Annotated in this window: 22 protein-coding genes; 5 read left to right on the forward strand and 17 right to left on the reverse strand. The window is 48.6% G+C overall.

Annotated features, from left to right (window positions below; translation table 11 throughout):
- Positions 1 to 4: 4 nt before the first annotated feature.
- Positions 5 to 1516 (reverse strand): tRNA (N6-isopentenyl adenosine(37)-C2)-methylthiotransferase MiaB, encoded by a 1512-nt coding sequence (gene miaB, locus ACLIN2_RS17480; RefSeq protein WP_411501702.1) that lies wholly within the window; start codon positions 1514 to 1516, stop codon positions 5 to 7.
- A 166-nt stretch (positions 1517 to 1682) separates the two neighbouring features.
- Positions 1683 to 1904, reverse strand: a complete 222-nt coding sequence (locus ACLIN2_RS17485; RefSeq protein ID WP_092266751.1) for a DUF2642 domain-containing protein — start codon at positions 1902 to 1904, stop codon at positions 1683 to 1685.
- A gap of 413 nt (positions 1905 to 2317) precedes the next feature.
- Here ACLIN2_RS17485 and ACLIN2_RS17490 point away from each other — a divergent pair, with 413 nt between their 5' ends.
- From ACLIN2_RS17490 to cbpB, 4 genes are all read left to right on the forward strand, one after another.
- A complete protein-coding gene (locus ACLIN2_RS17490; protein ID WP_310237335.1) occupies positions 2318 to 3550 on the forward strand; it encodes an S-layer homology domain-containing protein in 1233 nt (410 codons plus the stop codon).
- A gap of 233 nt (positions 3551 to 3783) precedes the next feature.
- Complete coding sequence (locus tag ACLIN2_RS17495) at positions 3784 to 4626, forward strand: lipoate--protein ligase family protein (RefSeq protein ID WP_310237338.1); 843 nt, start codon at positions 3784 to 3786, stop codon at positions 4624 to 4626.
- Between the two features lie 52 nt (positions 4627 to 4678).
- Positions 4679 to 5821, forward strand: coding sequence for an acyltransferase (locus tag ACLIN2_RS17500; RefSeq protein WP_411501703.1), 1143 nt, complete (start codon positions 4679 to 4681; stop codon positions 5819 to 5821).
- A gap of 218 nt (positions 5822 to 6039) precedes the next feature.
- On the forward strand, positions 6040 to 6516 hold the full coding sequence (gene cbpB, locus ACLIN2_RS17505; protein ID WP_092266747.1) for a cyclic-di-AMP-binding protein CbpB: 477 nt from the start codon (positions 6040 to 6042) through the stop codon (positions 6514 to 6516).
- Positions 6517 to 6568: 52 nt separating this feature from the next.
- Here the strand turns inward: cbpB and ACLIN2_RS17510 are convergent, their stop codons facing one another.
- From ACLIN2_RS17510 to ACLIN2_RS17520, 3 genes are all read right to left on the reverse strand, one after another.
- Complete coding sequence (locus ACLIN2_RS17510) at positions 6569 to 7648, reverse strand: YheC/YheD family protein (protein ID WP_411501704.1); 1080 nt, start codon at positions 7646 to 7648, stop codon at positions 6569 to 6571.
- Positions 7649 to 7822: 174 nt separating this feature from the next.
- Positions 7823 to 8383, reverse strand: coding sequence for a tRNA (mnm(5)s(2)U34)-methyltransferase (locus tag ACLIN2_RS17515; protein ID WP_327928815.1), 561 nt, complete (start codon positions 8381 to 8383; stop codon positions 7823 to 7825).
- A 36-nt stretch (positions 8384 to 8419) separates the two neighbouring features.
- The gene (locus tag ACLIN2_RS17520) at positions 8420 to 9169 is read right to left on the reverse strand and encodes an MBL fold metallo-hydrolase (RefSeq protein ID WP_411501705.1); all 750 of its coding nucleotides are present in this window, start codon (positions 9167 to 9169) and stop codon (positions 8420 to 8422) included.
- A gap of 53 nt (positions 9170 to 9222) precedes the next feature.
- On the opposite strand from ACLIN2_RS17520, the gene ACLIN2_RS17525 reads away from it, so the two are divergent.
- On the forward strand, positions 9223 to 10263 hold the full coding sequence (locus ACLIN2_RS17525; protein ID WP_411501706.1) for a YkvI family membrane protein: 1041 nt from the start codon (positions 9223 to 9225) through the stop codon (positions 10261 to 10263).
- A gap of 50 nt (positions 10264 to 10313) precedes the next feature.
- Here ACLIN2_RS17525 and ACLIN2_RS17530 read toward each other — a convergent pair whose 3' ends face one another.
- The 12 genes from ACLIN2_RS17530 to rimO form a co-directional block, all read right to left on the reverse strand.
- Positions 10314 to 11180, reverse strand: a complete 867-nt coding sequence (locus ACLIN2_RS17530) for a 2-oxoacid:ferredoxin oxidoreductase subunit beta (RefSeq protein WP_411501707.1) — start codon at positions 11178 to 11180, stop codon at positions 10314 to 10316.
- A complete protein-coding gene (locus ACLIN2_RS17535) occupies positions 11152 to 12930 on the reverse strand; it encodes a 2-oxoacid:acceptor oxidoreductase subunit alpha (RefSeq protein ID WP_092266741.1) in 1779 nt (592 codons plus the stop codon). The genes ACLIN2_RS17530 and ACLIN2_RS17535 overlap by 29 nt, the downstream gene beginning before the upstream one ends.
- 182 nt (positions 12931 to 13112) lie before the next feature.
- Positions 13113 to 14051, reverse strand: a complete 939-nt coding sequence (locus tag ACLIN2_RS17540) for a dipeptidase (RefSeq protein WP_411501708.1) — start codon at positions 14049 to 14051, stop codon at positions 13113 to 13115.
- 110 nt (positions 14052 to 14161) lie between these two features.
- Positions 14162 to 14422, reverse strand: a complete 261-nt coding sequence (gene spoVS / locus ACLIN2_RS17545) for a stage V sporulation protein SpoVS (RefSeq protein WP_003385776.1) — start codon at positions 14420 to 14422, stop codon at positions 14162 to 14164.
- A 117-nt stretch (positions 14423 to 14539) separates the two neighbouring features.
- The gene (locus ACLIN2_RS17550; protein WP_122959440.1) at positions 14540 to 15334 is read right to left on the reverse strand and encodes a TIGR00282 family metallophosphoesterase; all 795 of its coding nucleotides are present in this window, start codon (positions 15332 to 15334) and stop codon (positions 14540 to 14542) included.
- Positions 15335 to 15482: 148 nt separating this feature from the next.
- A complete protein-coding gene (rny, locus tag ACLIN2_RS17555; RefSeq protein WP_092266738.1) occupies positions 15483 to 17024 on the reverse strand; it encodes a ribonuclease Y in 1542 nt (513 codons plus the stop codon).
- 284 nt (positions 17025 to 17308) lie between these two features.
- A complete protein-coding gene (locus tag ACLIN2_RS17560) occupies positions 17309 to 17950 on the reverse strand; it encodes a RecX family transcriptional regulator (protein WP_411501709.1) in 642 nt (213 codons plus the stop codon).
- A gap of 107 nt (positions 17951 to 18057) precedes the next feature.
- Positions 18058 to 19116, reverse strand: coding sequence for a recombinase RecA (gene recA / locus ACLIN2_RS17565; protein ID WP_092266736.1), 1059 nt, complete (start codon positions 19114 to 19116; stop codon positions 18058 to 18060).
- Between the two features lie 171 nt (positions 19117 to 19287).
- Positions 19288 to 20877: a DEAD/DEAH box helicase gene (locus tag ACLIN2_RS17570; protein ID WP_092266735.1), complete on the reverse strand. Its 1590-nt coding sequence runs from the start codon at positions 20875 to 20877 to the stop codon at positions 19288 to 19290.
- A 7-nt stretch (positions 20878 to 20884) separates the two neighbouring features.
- A complete protein-coding gene (locus ACLIN2_RS17575; RefSeq protein WP_411501710.1) occupies positions 20885 to 22129 on the reverse strand; it encodes a competence/damage-inducible protein A in 1245 nt (414 codons plus the stop codon).
- Positions 22130 to 22236: 107 nt separating this feature from the next.
- Positions 22237 to 22812 (reverse strand): CDP-diacylglycerol--glycerol-3-phosphate 3-phosphatidyltransferase, encoded by a 576-nt coding sequence (gene pgsA, locus ACLIN2_RS17580; RefSeq protein WP_092266733.1) that lies wholly within the window; start codon positions 22810 to 22812, stop codon positions 22237 to 22239.
- Positions 22813 to 24159, reverse strand: coding sequence for a 30S ribosomal protein S12 methylthiotransferase RimO (rimO, locus tag ACLIN2_RS17585; RefSeq protein WP_411501711.1), 1347 nt, complete (start codon positions 24157 to 24159; stop codon positions 22813 to 22815).
- Positions 24160 to 24261 lie beyond the last annotated feature (102 nt).

The following is a 24261-nucleotide window of genomic DNA, read 5'->3' on the forward strand; positions in this document are numbered from 1 at the left end:
CTCTTTACACCTCGACTGTAGTAACGATTTCTCCGTGGAGTGTCCACGTTTTCGCGTCTGTAATTTTTACATGCACATATTGACCAATCAAAGAATGATCGCCTTTGAAGTGAACCAGCTTATTGGTGCGTGTGCGGCCAGCCAACACCTCAGCGTTGGTTTTCGACTCGCCCTCAACTAGAACCTCCAGCACTTGGTCCTGCAGCTTTTTATTTTGCTCCAGACCGATTTTCGCCAGCACCTCGTTTAGACGGTACAGGCGGGCTTTCTTCACTTCCATCGGTACGTTGTCCTCCATGACCGCAGCAGGAGTGCCTTCCCGTGGAGAGTAAATGAAGGTATACGCAAAATCGTAGCGGACCTCTTCTACCATAGAAATGGTCTCTTCGAATTGCTCATCGGTTTCTCCCGGGAAGCCAACGATGATATCCGACGAAAGGGATACATTCGGGGTAGCCGCTTTGATTTTGCGCACGAGCTCCAGGTAGTGTTCGCGCGTGTACTTGCGTGCCATCCGTTTCAGAACCTCACTCGAGCCCGATTGCACTGGCAAGTGAATCTGCTCAACCAGATTGCCGCCTTTTGCCAATACCTCGATCAAATGATCGTCGAAATCTCTCGGGTGGCTTGTGGTAAAACGGATACGCGGGATATCAATCTTGCGGATTTCGTCCAGGAGATCGCCGAAACCGTATTGGATATCTTCGAAGTCCTTTCCGTACGCGTTCACATTTTGCCCCAGCAGCATGATTTCCTTAAAGCCTTGTCGTGCCAGATCCCGCACTTCTGCGATGACGTCTTCGGGACGGCGGCTGCGCTCTTTGCCGCGAGTGTACGGTACGATACAGTACGTACAGAACTTATCACAGCCGTACATGATGTTGACCCATGCCTTCGTGTTGCCTTCACGGATTTTTGGCATGTTTTCGACGATATCGCCTTCTTTGGACCATACCTCGATGACCATTTCCTTGCTGAACATGGCATCGCGCATGAGCTCAGGCAGGCGATGAATATTGTGTGTCCCGAAGATCAGGTCGACTTGCTGGTAGCTCTTGAGGATTTTGTTTACGACCTTCTCTTCTTGCGACATACAGCCGCATACGCCGAGAATGAGGTTCGGGTTGTTGTTCTTCAGGCGCTTCATGTGCCCCAGCTCACCGAATACCTTGTCCTCCGCATTTTCCCGGATCGCACAGGTATTGAACAGAATGACATCGGCATTTTCGATTTCCTCGGAAGCCGTGTAGCCCATCTGCTCCAAAATTCCGGAGATCGTCTCGGAATCGTGCTCGTTCATTTGGCAGCCATAGGTGCGCACATGATAGCTCTTGCCTTTCCCGATTTCCCGCATGTCTTCCGCGATCGTAAAGTCGTAGTGTACCTGGATTTCTTCTTTACCCCGCTGCTTCGCATCCTTTAAGGATGGGGCTTGAAAGAATTTTGCAAAGTCTGCCGTGGTCTTCGGAGACTTAGTGGATTTTAAGTCCCCAGTCGCCTCTTTCGTATCCTTCATCATGTATCACCTCAACTAGAATAATTGTCAGTAGTCACCAATACAGAATTATAGCATTTTGGGCGATACATCGCTAATGCATAATGAGGCGAAATCGGAACAATGGCCCTTTTCAATCGCAAGCCATGTAAAGAGCAGCAAAAAAGAGCACTGGGCAAGTGCTCTTTTAGTGAAACGAGAAGCTGATGACGGTCCCGAAGACGATGTGCACTTCGGAGAACGTATCCTTTGTGACGGTGATGTACCCCGTATTTACTCCCGACAGCTCTCCCGTGATTTCTCCATTCATCGTGAAGACTGTAATGTTTTCTCCGATGTGCTTCGTCAGCAATTGATACAAAGGGGAGCCTGGAAATGGAAGCTGATTGTTGGGGGAAATACTGGCCACGTGCTTCACCTCTTCTGCTTAGACTAAGGCTACGATACCTCTTCTATATAGAGTATGTTTGCAAAAGGAACCTTGTTCGGTGCCAGGTACAAGTAATCGTTCCCCACACGAGTCAGTGTTCCTGAAACGATATATCCACCTACGGCGATGTACCTATAAACCTGCTTGTTTTATCCTATACCAATCAAAAAGAGCTCGTCTGTACGTTTGCTAGTGGCGATTTCTCCATTTTACTCCGAAAGACCTTGCAGGACCATTATTCTAGGTAGCTCCTCCTGTTTTCCAGCCACTCTCCAAAGACCTTTTACCCATTTTTCCCAAAAAACTTTTTATCTCTTGCAACATTCCCTACCCACCCCGCGTCAGAATAACAGCCAGACGCAAAAACACAATCCAATTTGAGGAGGTTCAACATGAAAAGAGCACTAGCCCTATTTTTATCGGTGATGATGTTCTTGACTGTCGTTCCCTTTGTGAGTGCAGCTAACTCCTCTTTTTCCGATGTCCCGCGCAGTCACTGGGCATACAAGGAAATTACGGAGATGGCTGAAAAAGGGATTATCGCCGGGTACGACGACCGAACATTCCGTCCAAACAACAAGGTAACTCGTGCAGAGTTTGCAAAAATCATGATTGCCGCCGCGGATGTTGACATTGACAAGCGCTCCATTTCGCAAACCTTTAAGGATGTTCCGAAATCCCACTGGGCGTTCTACTATGTAGAGTACGCCAAGCCTTATCTGACTGGATACAAGTCCGGTTCCACTTACACGTACAAACCAAATGACGCTGCCGTTCGTGAAGATATCGCCGTTGCCCTGGTTCGCCTGCTTGGCTACGACAAAAAATACAAAGCGGATCTGAACCAGCTGAAAAAGTTCCGCGATGACGACGATATTTCTCCAGCCCTGCGCAACTACATCGCAATCGCCATTCAGACCAATCTGATGCAAGGTTCCAACAATTACTTCCGTCCGCAAGATCCAATTACCCGTGCGGAAGCGGCATCCCTGCTCTACCGTGCTCTGATCGATCGCAATGACGACGATGAAGTCAAGGTGGTTTTCCCTACGCCAGAGGAACCAAAGCCGACACCCATTAGCATCACAGATGATTTCTCTGACACCAGCATGAAAAAATGGGATACCGACAATGCAAAAGGCACATGGGGTGTCATCAACAAACAGCTAACAGCCATTACGACGGATAAAAATCTCGATCACTTCTTCCTCCCTGTTAAATGGGAAGAGTCGAACAAAGTAACCCATTACGAACTTACTGCAGACGTCAACATTTCTGGTACTCAAGGATTAGGCGGCCTGTTCTTTAATGGCAAAGACGGCAAAGCAAACGTCGTCTTCGTGCAAAAAGATCGTGTCGTTCTTGGCAAAGTAAACGATGTGAACAATGAGAACATCGATTGGATCGCTTCTGGCTCCTACAAACTGAAGTCGAGCAACCGATTGAAGGTCGTTGTGGACGGTTCTTCTGTGTCGATTTACATGAACGGACAATTCCTGTTCGGACAGCAGCAGGTAAACCAAGAAGGTACGAAGATCGGTCTGTACCTGCAGCGCGCCGCAACGAAGGAGACACCAAGCAAACTGACGTACCTCGACAACTTCTCCTTTAAAGAAGTGAAGTAATTTCATGAGTGCCCCGCCCGACACTACAGCTTGATGGTGTCGGGCATTTTTTCACCATGAATCATTTCACAGCAGCTCCAGTCACTCCGAAGTTCGTCCGTTCTTTACCGATTTTTTACATAATCTTTATCGAATGCATCTTTTACCACGATAAAAAAAGGGCGTCAAAACCTAGAAATGTACTCCGTTCAGTTGTATAATGGTAGCTATTCTTGTTCGATGAGGGGTTTCTTATGTCCATTTCTGTCAATCAGCCGTTTCACTGGATGGATTCCGGGACTTATCAGGAAAGTCCACTTGAACCGCTAGTTCGAGATGAAGCGTTGGCCGCGAGTTTACGCAATCCGAACGCATCTGGTGTCATTCACCTTTGGGTATATGATCAAGCGCTGTATCTGGGGCGTCGAGACGCGAAATTACCGCACCTGGAGAAGGCTTTGCGCCAATTTGGCAAGGCAGGCTTTGGCTGTGTGCTGCGCTCTTCTGGAGGGGCCTGTGTGCCATTGGATGCAGGTGTACTGAATGTTGCCTGTTTATTGCCGGATACGACGATCTCGATTGATTCGTTCTTTTCTTTCGTTGCCCAACTGCTGCAAGTGGGGCTGCGCGATTTTGGAACCCTTCAATTTGGCGAAGTAGCCGGCTCTTACTGTGCGGGGGAATACGATTTCTCACTCAAAGGAAAAAAAATTGGTGGAATGGCCCAACGTCGGACGCGGTTTGGCTCGATTCTACAGCTTTGCATTAATGTAGATGAAAGACCACGCGGCGAATGGATGGAACGTTTTTATCAAATTGCTGGATTAGACGAAATGGAGAACCACAAGCCCATTCCGCGCATCGATGGGTCGACGGTAGGCAGCATCGCCGGTTTGACTGGGAAGCTTGTATCCGTAGAAGATGTGAAGGCACGCCTGCTTTCCACGATTCGTACGGAGTGGCCTGTAACCCCTACTCCGTTTACTTTGCAAAACGATCTGCATCAGGATGCCCATGAGCATCTCTCGCAGCGTTTGCATTTGTTTTCGTTTACAGCAAAAGAACTGACTGCATCAGATTGGGTGTTGCCAAAATAATGGCTCGATTCAACTGATTTTAGATGCTTTCGGTGAGAATACTGGAGGTCATATGAATACCAATCGAAAGGGGACGTTTCAGGATCTGAATGCCCTTTTTGCTTTCGGGGCATGTACGGTCTTGATCATTCACATCCTGGGATTTTTCGTTGAGAATCAAACCGATTACCCTTGGAATGGTGACATTGAAGCGATATCCTTGATTTTATTGCGCTTTGGACGATCCTTGTTTATCTTTGCAACGGGGATGCTCCTGTTTTACTGGCACCAAAAAAAGCAGATGGACTGGGCAGCCTTTTGGCGAAAGCGCTGGCGTGTCATTGTTCTTCCTTACATCATTTGGACAGCGATTTTTACTGGTTTTCAGCTGCAGACGATAAATCCCGTTGAATTGGCAGGTCCGTTCTTTCACAGCTTGTTTACAGGCAGCTCCTTTTACCACCTGTACTATATTCCGTTGTATTTGCAGCTAAACCTGCTGTTTTTCTTGACGAAGCCATGGATAGAACGCTATTTATCCTTGAAAATGCTCGGCGTGCTGTTCCTAGGACAAATCGGTCTTTACATGCTGTATCAGGCCCTCTTTGTCGATTCCTTGTGGGCGATTGACTGGTCCGCCAACGCATTTCTCGAAATGATCCAGCACAGCTATGTTGCCGGGCAAAACTACTTCTACATGTACATTTTCACGTTTGCACTCGGCGCTTATGCGGGTCTGCATGTGGAGGAATGGCGTGCCTGGACTACCCGCCTACGCTTGGTTGCCTACGTCGTAACCATTGTATCGGGTGCAGTGATCATGACGAAGTATTTAAATGGCTCCAAGAGCTATGCAGAGAGTCTCAACATCTTTGATCCTCTGTACTTGATCTACACACTGAGCTTCTTGGTTGCCTTTTACTCGCTTTCCCGCTATCTTGGGTCTTTGCCTACTCTTGGAGCGTGGCTATCCCGCTTAGCAAAGCAAAATATGGCCATCTACATTGTCCATCCCTTGATCCTGTTCTTGCTGGAGAGCTACGTGATTTTCCGTCTGGATTGGTCGACTCCGATCCTGATGCTGGCGATGTTCGTCATTACACCGCCCTTGTGCATCTTCTTGTACGAGCACACATTGATCTCTCACTGGACTCGCGGAGGTAGACCGAAACCAAAATCCAAGGCCGTCTACCGTGTGGAAGCTCACAAGGCGTAGAACTAGCCCCCTTTCCTTCAAACTCCTAATGTAAAAAGGCAAGTGATCTTGCATACTACTAATAGGGACAATTGTTCCACACCTCGATTCATTACCCGGCAAAACTGCCGGGCTTTTTCTTTTTTCAGCCCTACCACTGGCAAGCTGCTTACGGTATCATAGAAGAGAACCACTGGCAGCGTTACTGCCATAGACGAAAGAAGAGGTGGTGGATCCAGATGAACCAGGATATCCCATTGTTACATACACCCATTAAAGATCTCATCATTGCTTCCACAAAAGTCGCTCACGTACAATTGGGCAACTCTCTTGAGCATGCCTTGCTCGTGCTCATCAAGTCAGGCTACTCCGCTATTCCCGTATTGGATCTCCAGTATCGTTTGCACGGTTTAATCAGCACAAACATGATCATGAATAAAGCATTAGGTTTAGAACGATTTGAAACGGAAAAAATGTCCGAACATACGGTAGATGAAGTCATGGAAACCAAGATCGCCCGGTTGAAGTACACGGATGATTTTCTAAGGGCTTTGGAGGTCTCCATCAATCACCCGTTTATCTGCATTGAAGATGATGAGCACTATTTCCAAGGTATCCTTACACGGAAATCGATCTTGGCACTCGCTTATCGCCATTTCCGCAACCTGCCCTTCACGACACTGGCCGACCATCAGCCGACCTCTCCTGCAGAATAACAGCAAAAAGAACGGATGCATTTGCTCCCGTTCTTTTTTAGTTCCTGTTTTATCAAGCAAGCTGCTGCTTCCCTTTCTTCCCTTCATGGATCAAGGTGTGCGCGTATTCCATGGGGTGCCGGTATGTCCTCTTGAACATGGCCTTCTCCCCCGCTTTGTAAAAGGAGTAACGCTGATCTCTGACGTTTACCTCGATCAGAAACGGATTCCCTTTGTCATCAATCCCCATATCCATGCCTAAGTCCGCCAGAGAGGGAAAATGCTGGCCGTACTGTTTGGCAATCTCGATAGCGGCCTCCGTGATGCGCTCCATCGTCTCTAGCTGTTCATCTGCGGTAAATGTCGCTGCGATCGCGGTGGTTAATGGAACGGCCCTGCCTCCACGAGACAGGTTGCTCAGCTTGTTTTTCTGATTGGCAACCTTTGCGACCATTCCGCTAACCGTCCATTCCCGCTCTCCATTTTTCTGGACCGATACCCGAATGTCAAAGGTCTTTCCTTCATATCTCGCCAAATGAATGCCTTGCTGAATGAGGAATCGCCTTCCTGCCACCCATTTGCGAACCGTGCGCAATAGCTTTGGCAACGCCATCGTGCTTCTTTTCTTCGAGGCAATAAAATGATACTCGTTTCCGTGCTTTTCAATGCGCGCCACACCGATCCCTACTGAACCGATGGACGGCTTTACATAAACGATTCGGTATTTCTCCAGAAACAGACGGAGCTGCTCCGCCGAGTAAGGCACGGTGTGGGGCAAATATTTGCGGATGCTCGGATTTTTCCACAGCATCTGATGAACCTTGCGTTTATCCCGCACGACCAGGCCATTAAAAACGGTCTTCTTTCGACTTAACCGCTGAATCACTGCTCGTGCGCGGCCGTCTCCTGTTAAGACGCGATTGTGAATGACACGTGGGATCTGAACCAGACGGGGGACTAGCCGATTCCCATTCCAAAAATACCCATGTACTTTTTCATCTCCAGCCAGCACATGAAACGGATGAAAGAAGACTGGTTCCATGTCCAGTTCTTTTCCGATTTCGACATAATAAGGCAAACGCTCGTATGACTTGTCTCCTTTGATTCCTTTCTGCATGATGCCCCAATCCAACATAATGCCGATTCTCTTCACATAGATCCCCCTTGCTGCGTTCCTCAACATAAGGTATGTGCCTTGAACCCTTGGGGCGTGCCTATTTTTCACGCGACTAGCCTTCGTTGGCATCGCTGATTCTGACAGAATTCTTGGTTCTCTTGATTTCTCTGTCGCAATCTGCGCTTGCCCGGGAAAAGAGCCTAACTTTTCCTATTCTCCCCTACGCTCAACCGCGAGCAAGAAAGGCGCCTGATTCTGTTGGTTTATGTACTGGTATTTCAACACCAAATAGTCCATCTGACTCAGCGTTTGACAAAAGGATTCAACTGCGTCCTTTTCCACCTGTCCTGCGGAGTGTCCCCAATAGATCATGACTGTCATGATGCCACCGGGACGCAGCAGCTTCAGACCAGATTCGATGGCCCGAATCGTACTTGCCGCTTGCGTCGTGATTTCCTTATCCCCACCTGGCAGATATCCCAGATTGAACATGATGGCTCCTACTCGCTCTTGCAAAGACTGAATCTCTTCGTGACTGACAAGCCGCATTTCTACGCGATCAGCCACTCCCTCGCGAACCAGGCGCTCTTTCGTTTTTTCCATCGCCAACGGCTGAATATCAAAAGCGATGACTCTGCCGCTCTCTTGAACGAGCTGGGCGAGAAACAGCGTGTCATTGCCGTTTCCCATCGTTGCATCAATGACCGTTTCTCCTGCGCGAACCCTCTCTTTTATTAATGCTCGCGCTACCTCCAATACATTTGGAAACATCTCGGCATTCTCCTTACTATGTGGTTTCAGCTTGAACTACAAATGAATTTGCATCCCGATCTCGGCAACATGGCAAGTCCCTGCTGTATAGCCTGCCGCTTGACGGCGGACCTCCGCAGGATCATACCCATGGTAGAGATGGGTGAGCAAGAGCGAACCGCAGCGGTGACTTTCTGCTACCTCCGCTGCCTGGCGTACGGATAAATGTCCGTTCGGTTTTTGTGGCAAATTGTGGTCCAAATAGGTACCTTCCCCTATAAACAAATTCGCTTCTTCGAGAAACGCTCCCCACGGCGTGCCAGGACCACTGTCTGCCCCATAGACAAGAACCTTTCCTCCACACTCCAGACGCATAGCGTAGCACGGGTCACCATCGCCATGATCGGTTCTCAAAAATCGCACGTGAAGATCTCCCAGCGTCACAGATGCTTGCTCGTCAATTGGCTGAAATGCTGTGGCTGCCCGGTATGTCAGCGACTGTACATTTTGGACAGGCGTATTCGGTGCGTAGATAGGCAAAGGCTTTTGAGGGTCTCTTTCTCCAAACAGCTGATGAACCATCAATCCATATTGAAGCACACCCAAATCGGCAACATGATCGTGATGATAATGAGAGAGGAACAACGCATCCAGCTCATAGATCGGGTAATGCCTCCCGAGATTGGCCAGCACGCCGCTTCCGCAGTCAAGCAGAATTCGCAGCTGGTCGGTTTCAACGAGGTACCCAGGAGTAGCCCCTCCAGGTCCGGGATAAGGAGATTGATAACCCAAGACAGTAACGCGCATATTCGGATCACTCCTATTCATAGGATGGAATAAGGTGGGACAGGAGGTCTGAGATGCAAGGATCATGGAGAACCGCATGGCAGATCGCTTTTACGTACATCGGGACCGTCGTGGGAGCCGGTTTTGCCTCTGGCAGGGAAATCGTAGAATTCTTTGTTCAATATGGAACACAAGGCCTGGTTGGAATCTTGCTCGCGACCGCCCTTTTCATATGGGCTGGTATACGTGTTATGTTGATTTCCTACCGAATTCAGGCCAATTCCTACCAGGATGTGAGTACGTATTTATTTGGGCATCCATTTGGAACGGTCTTTAACAGCTTGCTATTAACCGTATTGTTTGGAACGACATCTGTCATGCTTGCCGCGACAGGAGCGATCTTCTGGGAATCGTTTCAGCTTCCTTCGCAGGTCGGCATCTGGATCAGTATGCTGATGATTTTCTTCGTCACCCGCAAAGGGCTTTTTGCCATTCATCGAGTAAACAGTATTTTCGTACCGACGCTGATCGCTTTCACCTTTCTCGTATTTCTTTACACGAAACCATGGGCAGACCCAATTATGATCGCAGAATCGACTCGGCCATTTGCCTGGTTAAGCTCTCCCTTTTATTATGTTGCCTTAAACGTAACACTTACACAAGCAGTACTTGTACCGATTGGACGTCAAAGTTCAAGTGGGAAGCCGCTAGTGGCAGGTGGGATCATTGGGGGGCTTGGAATTGGCCTCTTGCTCATCCTCGCTTTTGCTTCTTTATCATCGAGAATGCCGGGCATACAACACGCGGAAATGCCGATGATTGCCTTGCTGCAAGGTGTAGGGCGCGGCATTCCTCTACTCTTTTCCTTGCTGGTATACGCGGAAATTTTCTCTACTCTCGTTGCCAACGTCTTCGGTCTGGCGGAACAGCTTCGACTTGTGACTCGTCTGCGAGGACCGACTATTCTTCTAGGAATCCTCGCGATCAGCTATTTCATCAGCTTTGTTGGCTTCAGCTCCCTTCTCCGCTTCCTCTACCCGCTATTTGGACAGCTCGTCGTCTTTTTCCTCGTGATGCTCTTTTACCGACAATGGCGCGGCAAAACACTTCCTTAACAAGAACACAAAAAACCTCTCCCGGAAAGGAGAGGTTTTTCATCGAAACCTTATGCAAATTCTGCAACCAGTTTCGCGAAGTCATCTTCAGACAAGCGAATGTCTTGGTTTGCCAAGCCTTCTTCTTTGAATCCTTTTACGAGGGACTCGTAAGATTTTTGCTCGGTGTTTTGGTAGATCAGACCAGTGATCAGGCCTTTGTATTGCATAGAAGTGGACATTGCTTTGATTCGGTCATGAGGATCGTAGCCTTCGATTGTATCAACTGGTACGATGTTCTCTTTGAACCAATCGTAAGTGTTCACTTTGTTGTAAGTTACACAAGGGCTGAATACGTTGATCAGGGAGAAGCCTTCGTGTTGGATACCTTTTTCGATCAGCTCAGTCAAGCCTTTCAGATCGCTGGAGAACGATTGGGCAACAAAGGTTGCGCCAACGGACAGCGCCAGTTCCACTGGAGAAATGGAAGACTCGATGGAACCACCTGGTGTAGACTTGGTCACGAAACCAGTCGCGGAACGCGGAGAGGTTTGACCTTTTGTCAGACCATAGATTTGGTTATCCATTACGATGTACGTGATGTTCATGTTACGACGGATAGCATGTACAGTGTGACCCATACCGATTGCGAAACCGTCACCGTCGCCACCTGCAGCAAGTACAGTCAGCTCACGGTTCGCCATTTTCACACCTTGTGCGATTGGCAAGGAACGTCCGTGAATACCGTGGAGACCATAGCAGTTGATGTAGCCGGAAATACGACCGGAACAACCGATACCAGAGATAAGTGCCAGATTTTCAGGCTCCAAGCCTACATTCGCTGCAGCACGTTGAATCGCTGCTTGAATGGAGAAGTCACCACAGCCTGGGCACCAGTTTGGCTTAACGTTATTTCGAAACTCTTTCATAGTCGCCATGTTTTACCAGCTCCTTCACTTCAGCATAAATTTCTTTTGGCAAGAACGGATTTCCGTCATATTTCAGCACGGATTCGATCTTCTCTGCGTTGCCTACGTGCTGTTTGAGAAGGTTTGTAACTTGTCCTTGGATGTTGTGTTCTACGACAACAACCTTTTTCGCTTTTGCTACAAGTGCTGCCATTTCCTCAGCCGGGAATGGGTGCAACAGGCGAATTTGGGCATGGTTAACCTTCACACCCTCTTGCTCCAGACGAACTTTTGCTTCTTGGATGGTACCAATTGTGGAGTTGATACCAACAACCAGAACATCAGCATCTGCATGAGGTGCGTCAGCGGTTACAGCATTTTTGAAGTTTTTCAGCACGCCGTCCAGCTTGCGCATACGTTTTTCCATTTGAGCTTTACGGTTAGCTGCGTTCTCGGAAGGACGACCAGTTTGGTCATGCTCTACACCGGTAACGTGGTGCAAACCGTATTTTTGCCCAGGAATAACACGAGGAGAAACGCCGTCTTCGGTTACTTCATAACGTTTGAACAGGTCGTTTTGCTCTTTCTCAGGCAATTCTTGTCCAGCAAGCAGTTTACCGCGGCGGATTTCCACTTGGTTGTAGTCGAAAGGTACAACGGTTTGTTTACCCAAGGACAGAGTCAAGTCAGTTACCACGATAACTGGGAGTTGATATTCTTCAGCCAGGTTGAAAGCTTCAACTGTATCATAGAAGCATTCTTCCACTGTGCTAGGAGCGATTACGACTTTCGGAATGTCACCATGAGTACCATAGATCATTGCGTTTACGTCGGATTGCTCGATTTTGGTTGGCATACCAGTAGATGGACCACCACGTTGCGTATCTACGATAACTACTGGAGTCTCGGTAATACCAGCCAGACCGATTGCTTCCATCATCAGGGACAGACCAGGACCTGCAGATGCGGTCAAGGAACGTGCACCAGCGAAGTTAGCACCGATTGCCATGGTGATCGCAGCGATTTCGTCTTCTGTTTGGATAACCGTACCACCCAATTTAGGCAGCTTTTTAATGAGGTATTCCATTACTTCGGAAGCAGGAGTAATTGGGTAAGCAGGCATGAAACGGCATCCTGCAGCTACTGCACCGAGAGCGATCGCATCGTTACCGATCAGGAACAATTGTTTTTGTGGGTCTGCTTTATCGAGTTGGAACTCAGGCAGTTGACCACCTGTTAATTCGCTTACATACTCGAAACCGCGGCGAATAGCGTCCATGTTCTTCTCAACCACTTTTTCGCCTTTGCGGAGGAACATATCTTCAACGATGACGCGGTAGCTTTCTACTGGGATACCCAGGATTGCGCTGGAAGCACCGATCGACACCATGTTTTTCATCAGGGAAGTTCCCAGTTCATCTGCAATTTCAGTAAGTGGTACGGTCAAGAAGCGAACTTCCTTCAAACCGTCTGGCAATTTTGGATTGAATTTGGCATCTGCGATGATAATGCCGCCTTCGCGCAGCTCGTGCGCATTGAAATCGATCGTCTCCTGGTCGAAAGCTACGAGGATGTCCAGATCGTCGGAAATCGCGCGCATAGGTGTAGTGCTCACGCGGATTTTGTTGTTCGTGTGTCCACCCTTAATACGGGAAGAGAAGTGACGATAGCTGTACAGATGGTAACCCATCCGGTTCATCGCCATCGAGAAGATCTCACCAGTACTCTCGATGCCCTCCCCTTGCTGTCCTCCAACTTTCCAAGAAAGTTGACTAATCATTCAGATTCCACCCTTTCAGTGACTGTGAGAAAAGCTGCCCATCTTACATAAGATGTGACAATTTTGTGCATAGACAGTAGTAATTGTAGTCCTGTCCATGTAAAATTGCAAGTGCTTTTACTCAACTTACTTTTGACCTGAATTTTAATGTTGAACTTGGTTCATTAATATATCTTCATTTATCATTGTAGCACGTTTCCGAAAACACGCAACCAGTTTCCTTGCACAAATTTCATTACTTCATCTTCTTTATAACGTTTTAGCAAAGCTTCTAGTAAAAGTGGATAATCACCCGCGCATGTCAGGTCCCCGTATGTCTGCGAAATGCCGTCAAAATCAGAGCCAAACGCCACATGATCTTCTCCACCGAGTGCACAAACGTGATCGAGGTGTCTCAAGATGTCGTCAATCCATACCTTTCGTTTTTCCTCTACTGTAAAGAAGTCAACGAATGTGAGACCCATGACGCCATCCTTGGCAATCAAGGCTTTGATCTGCTCATCCGTCAGATTGCGAGGATGGTTGCAGAGCTTTCGTGAATTGGAATGTGACGCGATAACGGGTGCCTGGGATAGCTCCATGATATCCCAGAATCCGGGATCCGAGAGGTGGGATACATCGATGATCATTCCTAAGCGATTCATCTCTGCCACGACTTGTCTCCCGAAGGCAGTTACGCCTCCTGGATTTGGCTCGCCGCTGCCATCCGCCACAGCATTGCCGTGATTCCACGTCAAAGTCATTCCGCGAACACCCAGACGATACCACGTCCGCAGCTGAACGAGACTCTCTTCCAGCGCATGTGCTCCTTCTACAAACAGAATAGCCCCTTTACGTCCCTTTAATACGCAATCCTGCAAATCCGCCTTGGTGGTAATCATGCGAAACTGCTCACTTGCAACCCGCTCATAAAAAACATCAATCATTTCTAGTACGGTATGAAAGCGCCTTCCAAAAGGCACATGCGTCGGAACAAAACAGGCAAGCACCTGTATATCTACATTCCCTTTCTCGAGATCGGGAAAACCTACATGCAACTGCTTGTCTCCCTGATAATAATCAATCTGTGGATTCTGCCATAGTTTCCCCAATACATCGCAGTGCGCATCAAAAATTTTCATCTCGCTCTCTCCTTAGCATCGTGTCTGCAAGCCTGTATTGCTATGTAAACAAACGAAAAAACCTGTTCATTCGTCGAACAAACAGGCGGGCCAAACGGTGTTCAGTTTTGTTATCTGGGTTCTACGATAAGTTTGATTGCAGTACGTTCTTCTCCATCAATCACGATGTCGGTAAAGGCTGGAATACAAATGAGGTCAACTCCACTCGGCGCTACGAACCCTCGTGCGATAGCTACTGCCTTCACTGCTTGATTAAGCGCCCCAGCACCAATGGCTTGAATTTCAGCCGCCCCGCGTTCACGAAGAACGCCGGCAAGGGCACCAGCAACGGAATTGGGGTTAGACTTTGCTGAAACTTTTAATACTTCCATCCTTTTGAACCTCCCGTCTGATAGGAATCCTGTCATCATTAGAATGATATTCGCATAACCCCTAAAAATTCCTGCTAACTGTCATGAAAGATTCAAAAAATTCTAATCTTGTTCATATTATTCCATAAACGGATGGTCGGCGTCAATTCGGATTCGCTCCAATTTTTTCGCGTTACCTGTAGCTTTATCAAGTGTGATGATCACAGCGTTTAATTGCGCTGGATCTGGAGCTACTTCAAAGCGAACAGGCAGCTGCGTCAGGAACTTCTTAATGACTGCTTCTCTTTCCATCCCGAGAATACCGTTGCTGGGTCCACACATTCCGACATCACACAGAAAACCTGTTCCCTGTGGCAAAACACGCTCGTCAGCGGTTTGAACGTGCGTGTGCGTACCTACGACTGCACTGACTCTCCCATCCAGGTACCAAGCCATCGCTTGCTTTTCGGAGGTGACTTCTGCATGAAAGTCCACAAAAATGTATTTGGTACGTTTTCTCGCTTGCTCCACCAGTTTGTCAGCCATTTTAAAAGGACAATCCAGTGGCGGCAGGAACGTCCGGCCCTGTAAGTTGATAACGGCCAGTTCTCCCTCTGATTGCTTTATATACGTTATCCCTTTCCCGGGAGCACCTTCGGGGAAGTTGGCTGGTCGAATCATTCGCGGTTCGTCATCAATAAAATCGAAAATCTCTTTTTGATCCCATGTATGATTACCGAGCGTAATGGCATGAACGCCAAACTCGAACAACTCTTTCGTAATCTTTTCCGTGATCCCTCTTCCATGCGCGGCGTTTTCCCCATTTGCGACAATGAAAGTGGGCTGGTATTTTCTTTTTAACAGGGGCAGGTAGGTCTTCACCATATCTCTGCCGGGCGAACCCATGATATCCCCGATAAACAATAACTTCATACTCAATCACCTCAATGCTAGTATACACAACCGCAGCGAGATTAGAAATTTCGCAAGTGCCGAGTCCTATGGCACGATCACGAATTTCTAAACGCTCTATGTCGGTTTTCTTTCCTTAGAAAAAAAGTAAAGTGGCATAATCGCCACTTTACTTTGCATACTCAACTGCCCGTGTTTCACGGATTACCGTTACTTTGATGTGACCCGGATAGTCAAGTTCATTTTCGATTCGTTTCGTGATATCACGTGCCAAGCGTGTTGCTTCTGCATCATCAATCTTTTCAGGCTGAACCATTACGCGGATTTCGCGTCCTGCTTGAATCGCATAAGACTTCTCTACGCCATCGAACGACTCAGAGATCTCTTCCAGTTTCTCTAATCGTCTGATATAGGTTTCCAGTGTCTCACGACGAGCGCCTGGGCGAGCAGCAGACAATGCATCCGCAGCTCCTACCAACATAGCAATAACGGAGGTTGGCTCTGTATCGCCATGGTGCGATGCAATACTGTTCACAACCACTTGATGCTCATTGTACTTCTTGGCCAATTCCACACCGATTTCCACGTGGGAGCCTTCCACCTCATGGTCGATCGCTTTACCGATATCGTGAAGAAGACCTGCGCGTTTCGCCAGTTTAACGTCCTCTTTCAGCTCGGCTGCCATCAATCCAGCCAGGTGAGCCACTTCCATCGAGTGCTTCAGTACGTTTTGTCCATAGCTCGTACGATAACGCAAACGACCAAGGATCTTGATCAGATCTGGGTGCAAACCGTGTACGCCTGTTTCAAACGTTGCCTGTTCACCATACTCACGGATTCGCTCGTCCACTTCCCGACGCGCTTTCTCCACCATTTCCTCAATGCGGGCTGGGTGGATGCGCCCGTCAGCAACCAGCTTGTCCAGAGCCGTCTTCGCGATTTCCCGACGAATCGGATCAAAACCAGACAGGATCACAGCTTCCGGAGTATCGTCAATGATGAGGTCAATACCCGTCAACGTTTCCAGCGCACGAATGTTTCGTCCTTCACGACCGATGATCCGGCCTTTCATCTCGTCGTTTGGCAGGGTCACGACAGATACAGTCGTCTCTGCAACGTGATCAGCCGCACAACGCTGAATGGAGGTCGTAATGATTTCGCGAGCTTTCTTATCCGCCTCTTCTTTGGCCTGTGTTTCAATCTCTTTGATCATCACGGCCATTTCATGGCGAACCGTATTTTCAACATCTGTCAGAATGATATTTTTCGCCTCATCCTGCGTCAGACCGGAAATACGTTCCAACTCAGAAACTTGTTCTTTATATAAGTGCTCTACCTTGCTTTGCAGTTCTGCGATGGCGCGGTCACGCTCAGAGAGTTCTTCTTCTTTGCGTTCCAGCTGCTCCATCTTGCGGTCCAACGATTCTTCTTTTTGCAGGATTCGACGTTCCTGACGTTGTATCTCGTTGCGCCGCTCGCGCAGTTCGGTTTCCGCTTCCGATCGAAGCTTGAAAACTTCGTCTTTCGCTTCGAGTACCTTTTCTTTCTTTACGGCTTCGGCGTCCCGTTTCGCTTCTTCTACGATTTGTCTAGCAGCTTCTTCCGCGCTAGAGATCTTCGCTTCCGCAATGGATTTGCGTGTGAAGTAGCCGGCACCCGCACCGATGAGCAGAGCGATGAGCACAATGACTACAGTTAGAATAGGATCCATAGGTTTTTCATTTCACCTCCTTATTGTAAGACATCTCCCCGCTTTCCAAGCATTCGTTTTTCATGGAGTGCCGCTGTCGTTTTGATCAACTATCGGACATTCGACTAAAAAACAAGACCGATTCGACTCGGTCCGCTGAATCCGCACTCGTCGCACGGGTCTTCAGTTGTTTCCACAGGCAACGAGTAAGAAAACCAGCAAAAAGTTATGATACACCAAGTAAATACAAATCTATTTTATTATTTGTGAACAAGAATTGTCAAGATCATGCAAAAAGGGGCATCCTATTCCTCTGTGCGTTGACGCAATTCGCCTCGAATCTGTTGAATGACGCCATGAGAAAACCCTTTTCTCATCAGCATCGACAGCAATTTCCGCTCTTCGTCGGGATTCGGTGCTCCCTCGAGTCTCTTTGCTTTCTTTTCTATCAATGCTCTCGCCGCAATGAGCTCATCTTCACGAGAAACGGCTCGTACGGCATCCTCCACGATCCCTCGCTCTACTCCCCTTTGCTGTAGCTCCATACGCAGCATATAGGGACTTCTCGGCTTTAAGCGCAGCCTCTCGTCCACCCACTGGCGGGCAAATGCCTCGTCGTCTATGTACCCTTGCTCCTGGCACCGCTCGCAAACTTCCTCTGCTATAGAAGGTAGAAAGCCCTTTTCAACCAAATAGGAGTTCAGCTGACTTTTTGTCCGTGGACGAAATCCTAGGTAACGCAAAGCTCCCAGATAGGCACGATGCTTTTCCTCCGCTACCAGCACTTCATGAAAAAAGGCCTCGTCGACCTCTGTCCCTTTAAAAAGATTGTACTTTACCAATATATCCTCATGTACAGAGAATGCATACTCCTCATTTAAATCTATATGGTAGCGCTGCTTCTGCTTGTTGTCCCGATGAACGGCAGTAATCGTGCCACTTTTCATCGCTGTCCCTCCCTTCTCCACTTCTCCCAAGTGCTGCTCTAGCTACTCTTTCTGTTACGTGAACAAAACAGCCTGTCGCATGGACAGGCTGTTTCTGAATCACTTGCTTACTCTAAATCAAAAGCTGGTTCTTCCTCTTGCTCAGGATCGATGACTGCTTCCGCTTCCGGAATGGAACCTGGATTGAGACTGAAATACTCACGCACTTTTGTTTCGATTTGAGCAGCAACATGTGGATTTTCTTTCAAGTAGATCTTTGAATTTTCACGGCCTTGGCCGAGACGCTCTTCGTTAAAGGAGTACCAAGCCCCGCTCTTCTGTACCACATCGATTTCCGAGCCAATGTCGAGGATGCTGCCCTCTCTGGAGATACCTTCACCGTACATGATGTCTACTTCCGCTACCTTGAACGGAGGAGCTACTTTATTTTTTACGACCTTGATCTTCGTTTTGCTACCAAGGATATCGTTGCCTACCTTGATGGACTCAGCTTTACGCACATCCAGACGCACGCTCGCGTAGAACTTGAGGGCACGTCCACCTGGAGTTGTCTCCGGGTTACCGAACATGACGCCCACTTTTTCACGCAGCTGGTTAATGAAGATGGCAATCGTTTTGGACTTGTTGATCGCACCGGACAGTTTGCGCAGAGCCTGAGACATCAGACGAGCCTGCAAACCAACGTGGGAATCTCCCATCTCGCCCTCGATCTCTGCTTTCGGTACCAATGCAGCTACTGAGTCTACTACGATAATATCTACAGCGCCAGAGCGCACCAATGCTTCTGCGATTTCCAGTGCTTGCTCACCTGTGTCAGGCTGAGACAGCAGGAGCTCATCGATATTGACTCCCAGCTTAGCAGCGTATACAGGATCCAATGCGTGCTCCGCATCGATAAACGCAGCTTGTCCACCCTGCTTTTGTACTTCCGCAATAGCGTGGAGTGCTACGGTTGTTTTACCGGAAGACTCTGGACCGTAGATTTCAACAATACGGCCACGTGGGAAGCCGCCAACCCCAAGTGCGATATCAAGCGCAAGCGCACCACTGGAGGTAGTGGAAATTTGAACGTTGGATACCTCTCCCAACTTCATAATGGACCCTTTTCCGAACTGTTTCTCTATTTGACGCAAAGCACTTTCCAAAGCTGCGCGACGATCTGACAAATGGTACACACCCTTTCACATTTCGCTTCTGTTTTGCTTGTTTCCATCATACCTCGAGACAGAATGGTTTGCCAAGTGTTTTTTACGAACAAATATTCGCATCATAAAAAGACAGCCATTTGCCCTTCGACGAGGCAAAATGACTGTCTTTTACCAAATAGCTGCGAGCTACTAGGAACGCTTGGCTCCACGTGGCTTCGCTGGCTCCAGGTTGATCCGTTTTCCGTTGATGCGAGTCTGGCGCAGGGACTCATACACGAACGCCGCTACTTCTTCTGGCACTTCTACAAACGTGAAGTTCTCAAAGATGTCGATACGGCCAACCGCTTTTCCAGGGATTCCTACGGATTCGGAAATCTCGCGTACGAGATCTTGCGGTTTCATGTTCGCATTGCGTCCCACATTCAGGAAGAAGCGTACCATACCTTTGGCAGCACCGGTTTCACCAAAGTTGTATGCTTCTGCTTCCTGCGTTTGTCCCGCTTCGCTGTGGAATGCAAGGTGCAGGGCTGCAGCAGCTACTTTCTCGGCTGGGTATTGACCCACCAGAGAATCCGCTACTTTTTGATACATATCAGCAATCGCGTCGCTCTCCAAGAGACTGGTCAATTGCTCACGCAGCTGCTCTTGCTTGCGCTCCGCCACTTCTTCGAGGGAAGGAACGTTGCGGGAAAGCACTTGCGCTTTCGTCTGCTTTTGGATGAACATCATTTGTCTGACTTCACGCGGAGTAACCAGTGTCATCGCGATTCCTTTACGACCTGCACGACCTGTACGGCCAATGCGGTGAACGTAGCTCTCGGAATCCTGTGGAATATCGTAGTTGATTACGTGAGATACGTTGCCAACGTCAATACCGCGCGCGGCTACGTCTGTAGCAATCAGGAACTCGATAGAGCCTTCGCGGAATGCATTCATGACTTTGTCACGCTGCGCTTGGGACAAGTCGCCATGCAGACCGTCAGCCAGGTAACCACGGGATTGCAGCACTTCTGTCAACTCATCTACCCCACGCTTGGTACGGCAGAAGATAATTCCGAGCTCGACATCTTCACTGTCCAGAATACGACAGAGGCTCTCTACTTTATTGCGGTCAAACACTTTGTAATACACTTGCTCAATCAGAGGAGCTGTCACTTCTTCACGGCTCACTGCGATTGTTTGCGGCTGTTTCATATAACGGGTCGCCAAACGCTTGATTTCAGATGGCATCGTAGCGGAGAACAACAGTGTCTGACGCTCTTCTGGCATCTGGGTGATGATGGTTTCGATATCCTCGATAAAGCCCATGTCCAGCATCTCGTCTGCTTCATCCAGAACGAGGGTGTGTACATGATCCAGCTTCAGCGTTTTGCGGCGCAGATGGTCCATGACGCGTCCTGGCGTACCTACAACTACTTGAACGCCTTGGCGCAGTGCGCGAATTTGATGACCGATGGATTGACCACCGTAGATTGGGAGTGTGCGCACTTTATTGTACTTGGAAATGCGCAGAAGCTCACCTGCTACTTGAATCGCCAGCTCGCGGGTAGGTGTCAGGATAATCGCCTGAACACGGTTCGCCGGAGTCACTTTCTCAATCAAAGGAATCCCGAATGCTGCCGTTTTACCTGTACCCGTTTGAGCTTGACCAATCAGGTCGCCTCCCTCGAGCACTTTCGGAATGCAAGCCGCCTGGATCGGCGATGGCTCTTCAAAGCCCATATCGTGGATGGCTTGAAGAATGGATTTATGTAAAGGAAAATCTGAAAAAATCGTCATGAATACGTCACCTTTCTTTTTGCATTTGAAGCGCGTAGAACAGCGCGAATTTGGCAGCACGGCCAACGATAGCCTGCCTTCTTCCCGCCAGTCGCAGCTCTTTCACCACCGTAGGCAAGCCTTCCGCCGCAATTCCTACGTAGACCAGCCCGACAGGCTTTCCTTCCGAGGAATCCGGGCCAGCTACGCCCGTTACCGAGACCCCATAAGTGGTTCCCAGCTTTTCACGTACATTTTCTGCCAGCAGCTTCGCCGTTTGTTCGCTGACGGCTCCCTCTGTTGCCAGCACTTCTTCTGATACTCCAAGCACTTGATTCTTCACTTCGTTGGTGTAGCAGACAATCCCACCGCGAAAGACAGAGGAACTCCCCGGAACAGAGGTAATCAAAGAAGCAACGGTACCACCTGTGCAGCTTTCCGCACAAGCAATGCTCTCCCCTCTTTTCCTAAGTTCATTTATCAGCACCTCATGCAGGGAGGAATCCTCCCCCGTGCCGTAAATGTACTGTCCCACACGATCCCTGATCTCTTTTTCAACAGGCAATATGAGCGCTTCCCCTGCTTCAGCAGTCGCCGCTCTCGCTGTAACGCGCAGAGTCACTTCAAACTCCTTGGCATACGGAGCGATGGTCGGGTTGTCCTGCTTTTCAATCAAGTCCAGCAGGCGTTCTTCCAAAGCTGATTCCCCAATCCCGTAAAAACGGAATACGCGCGAGTGAAACACCTGTTTTTCAGGCAGCAAATCGATCAGATAGGGCATTACATAGCGATCAACCATCGGATACAATTCGCTTGGCGGACCAGGAAGCAATACGAACGTAGTACTGTCATGACGGATCGCCATACCCGGCGCCATTCCGAAATCGTTGGGAAGGACATGGCTCCCAGCCAAAACGAGAGCCTGCTTTCGGTTGTTCTCCGTCATGACAATGCCACGTTGTGTAAAGAAATCCTCGATGTACTTCATGGCGTTTGCATCCGTAACCAAATCTACACCAACGTATGCAGCTACTGTCTCTTTGGTCAGATCGTCCTGCGTCGGTCCAAGCCCTCCAGAGAAGATAACCAGATCGGAGCGTTCTGCTGCCAGGCGAATAACTTGCAGCAGCCGCTCCGAATTATCTCCCACTACCGTATGAAAATAGACCCCGACACCAATCTGCGCCAGCTTTTGAGAAAGAAACTGTGCGTTTGTGTTGGCGATTTGCCCTAGAAGCAGCTCCGTCCCTACCGCGATAATCTCCGCTCTCATCTTCCTCACCCATTCTTACCCAGAATAGAAAAGCCTCTGAACTAACAGTCTATCATCGACAACCGTATTGGAGAAGAGCCTTGTGAAAAAAGAGACCAATACCCGCATTACGAGTATTGGATAACGTTGCGATTCTTCGCAAAGTAGTCGTACCCGGAGTAAATCGTGATGATCACCATTGCCCATGTAGCTACTTCATCGAACGGAATGCCGAGGAATTCGAATGGGAAATTGCGAATCATTACCGCTGTAATCGCAACAATCTGTACCCATGTCTTTATTTTACCCAGCGCACTGGCAGCGATAACCTGCCCTTCAGCTGCTGCGATCAATCGCAGACCTGTCACCGCAAACTCTCTGCTGATGATGACAATGGCAATCCACGCTTCTAGCCGTTGCATTTCTACCAACGAAATCAATGCAGCCGAGATGAGCAGCTTATCGGCGAGTGGGTCCAAGAACTTGCCAAAGTTCGTTACGATTTTCCGTTTACGGGCAATGTATCCGTCGAGTCCGTCCGTACTGGCTGCTAGGATAAACACCAAAGCCGCAATCAGCTCGTTATACGTCATCGTCAGGCTGCCAATCGTAAAAGTCCCGATGTTGTAACGCACCAGCAAAAAAAACATAAGTACTGGCACCAGGAAAATCCTGGCGAGGGTGATGCGGTTGGCGAGATTCACCTAGACTACCTCCCCAGCTAAATCGTATTCAAAGGAGTGCGTGATCTTGACCTTTGCGATTGAGCCCAGTTCCCCCTTAAAGCCGGAGACGAACACTTCACCGTCAATTTCCGGAGCATCGTATTGCGTACGCCCCACGTAAATGTCATTACGACCTTCATACCGTTCGATCAAGACATCCAGAACCTGCCCAACAAAGCGACTGTTCCTATCGCCCGCCACTTCCCGCTGGATTTCCATCAGCTGGTTGGCGCGCTTTTCTTTGACGTCCTCGTCCACATGGTCAGGCAATCTGGACGCAGGTGTATCGTCTTCGTTCGAATAAGTAAATACACCCAGTCGATCAAAACGAATATCTTTGACAAACTCGCTCAGACGGGCAAAGTCTTCTTCCGTTTCACCTGGAAAACCAACGATCAACGATGTGCGCAGAGCAACATCCGGTACTTGCTCACGAATTTTCGCGACCAGTTTTCGAATATCAGTCTGGCGGCCAGGACGGCGCATCCTTTTCAGAATGTGATCCTCCGAGTGCTGCAGAGGCATATCCACATATTTGCACACTTTTGGATTTGTTGCGAATGCGTGAATCAACTCATCCGTAAAAAATCCAGGATACGCATAATGAAGACGGATCCACTGGATTCCGTCCACCTCAGACAAGCGGTTCAACAGTTCTGGAAGCATGAGTTTTCCATCGTAGATGTCTGTACCGTAGTTGGTGGAATCCTGCGCAATCAAGCTAATCTCGACGATCCCTTGTGCAGCTAGATGACGAGCCTCATCTAGAATGGATTCGATGGTCCGACTGCGAAATCCTCCGCGCATCAAAGGAATACTGCAAAAAGTACAAGCATTGTCGCAGCCCTCTGCAATCTTAATGTATGCAGAATAGGTGCCTTCCTTCACTTTCCTCTTCACTACATCTTCATAGGTGAAAATGGGATTGCCCACAAAAATCGGGCGCTTCCCGGCTAATGACTCTTCGATGATCCCTGTAATCGACATAAAATCGCCTGTGCCGACAATGCCGTCTACTTCAGGAATCTCGTTCAAGATATCCTCTTTGTAGCGCTGAGTAAGACAGCCTGCCACTACAAGCGATTTGAGCTTGCCTGATTCCTTCAATTCACCCATTTCGAGAATCTTGTTCACCGATTCTTCCTTGGCTGCATCAATGAAACCACAGGTATTGACAATGACTACGGTTGCTTCCTCAGGATTATCAACCAGTTCATAGCCTTTTTCATCTATCAGATGGGCCATCATGTCCGAATCCACGAGATTCTTCTCACAGCCCAATGTTACAATCGCTACTTTTTCTCGCGAGCCTACCTTCTCTGCCATCATTTTTCCTCCAATTGGTCACACCAGCCCATATTACACCTATACAGTATAATATAAGCTTAAAGGAAGTGTCAAAAGAGACAAAAGAATGAAAGGCAAGCA

The organism is Brevibacillus centrosporus, from assembly GCF_046622605.1.
GTDB classification, from domain to species: domain Bacteria; phylum Bacillota; class Bacilli; order Brevibacillales; family Brevibacillaceae; genus Brevibacillus; species Brevibacillus centrosporus.

Coding starts and splice junctions, on each gene's coding strand:
- rimO (WP_411501711.1), bottom strand. CDS start 24,159: ATGGCAGAGAAGGTAGGCTCGCGAGAAAAAGTAGCGATTGTAACATTG.
- ACLIN2_RS17560 (WP_411501709.1), bottom strand. CDS start 17,950: ATGAAAAGTGGCACGATTACTGCCGTTCATCGGGACAACAAGCAGAAG.
- ACLIN2_RS17495 (WP_310237338.1), top strand. CDS start 3,784: ATGTCCATTTCTGTCAATCAGCCGTTTCACTGGATGGATTCCGGGACT.
- ACLIN2_RS17570 (WP_092266735.1), bottom strand. CDS start 20,877: ATGACGATTTTTTCAGATTTTCCTTTACATAAATCCATTCTTCAAGCC.
- ACLIN2_RS17500 (WP_411501703.1), top strand. CDS start 4,679: ATGAATACCAATCGAAAGGGGACGTTTCAGGATCTGAATGCCCTTTTT.
- miaB (WP_411501702.1), bottom strand. CDS start 1,516: ATGAAGGATACGAAAGAGGCGACTGGGGACTTAAAATCCACTAAGTCT.
- rny (WP_092266738.1), bottom strand. CDS start 17,024: ATGGATCCTATTCTAACTGTAGTCATTGTGCTCATCGCTCTGCTCATC.
- ACLIN2_RS17515 (WP_327928815.1), bottom strand. CDS start 8,383: ATGTTTCCAAATGTATTGGAGGTAGCGCGAGCATTAATAAAAGAGAGG.
- ACLIN2_RS17550 (WP_122959440.1), bottom strand. CDS start 15,334: ATGAAGTTATTGTTTATCGGGGATATCATGGGTTCGCCCGGCAGAGAT.
- ACLIN2_RS17520 (WP_411501705.1), bottom strand. CDS start 9,169: ATGCGCGTTACTGTCTTGGGTTATCAATCTCCTTATCCCGGACCTGGA.
- ACLIN2_RS17530 (WP_411501707.1), bottom strand. CDS start 11,180: ATGGCGACTATGAAAGAGTTTCGAAATAACGTTAAGCCAAACTGGTGC.
- ACLIN2_RS17575 (WP_411501710.1), bottom strand. CDS start 22,129: ATGAGAGCGGAGATTATCGCGGTAGGGACGGAGCTGCTTCTAGGGCAA.
- cbpB (WP_092266747.1), top strand. CDS start 6,040: ATGAACCAGGATATCCCATTGTTACATACACCCATTAAAGATCTCATC.
- ACLIN2_RS17540 (WP_411501708.1), bottom strand. CDS start 14,051: ATGAAAATTTTTGATGCGCACTGCGATGTATTGGGGAAACTATGGCAG.
- ACLIN2_RS17525 (WP_411501706.1), top strand. CDS start 9,223: ATGCAAGGATCATGGAGAACCGCATGGCAGATCGCTTTTACGTACATC.
- spoVS (WP_003385776.1), bottom strand. CDS start 14,422: ATGGAAGTATTAAAAGTTTCAGCAAAGTCTAACCCCAATTCCGTTGCT.
- ACLIN2_RS17535 (WP_092266741.1), bottom strand. CDS start 12,930: ATGATTAGTCAACTTTCTTGGAAAGTTGGAGGACAGCAAGGGGAGGGC.
- ACLIN2_RS17490 (WP_310237335.1), top strand. CDS start 2,318: ATGAAAAGAGCACTAGCCCTATTTTTATCGGTGATGATGTTCTTGACT.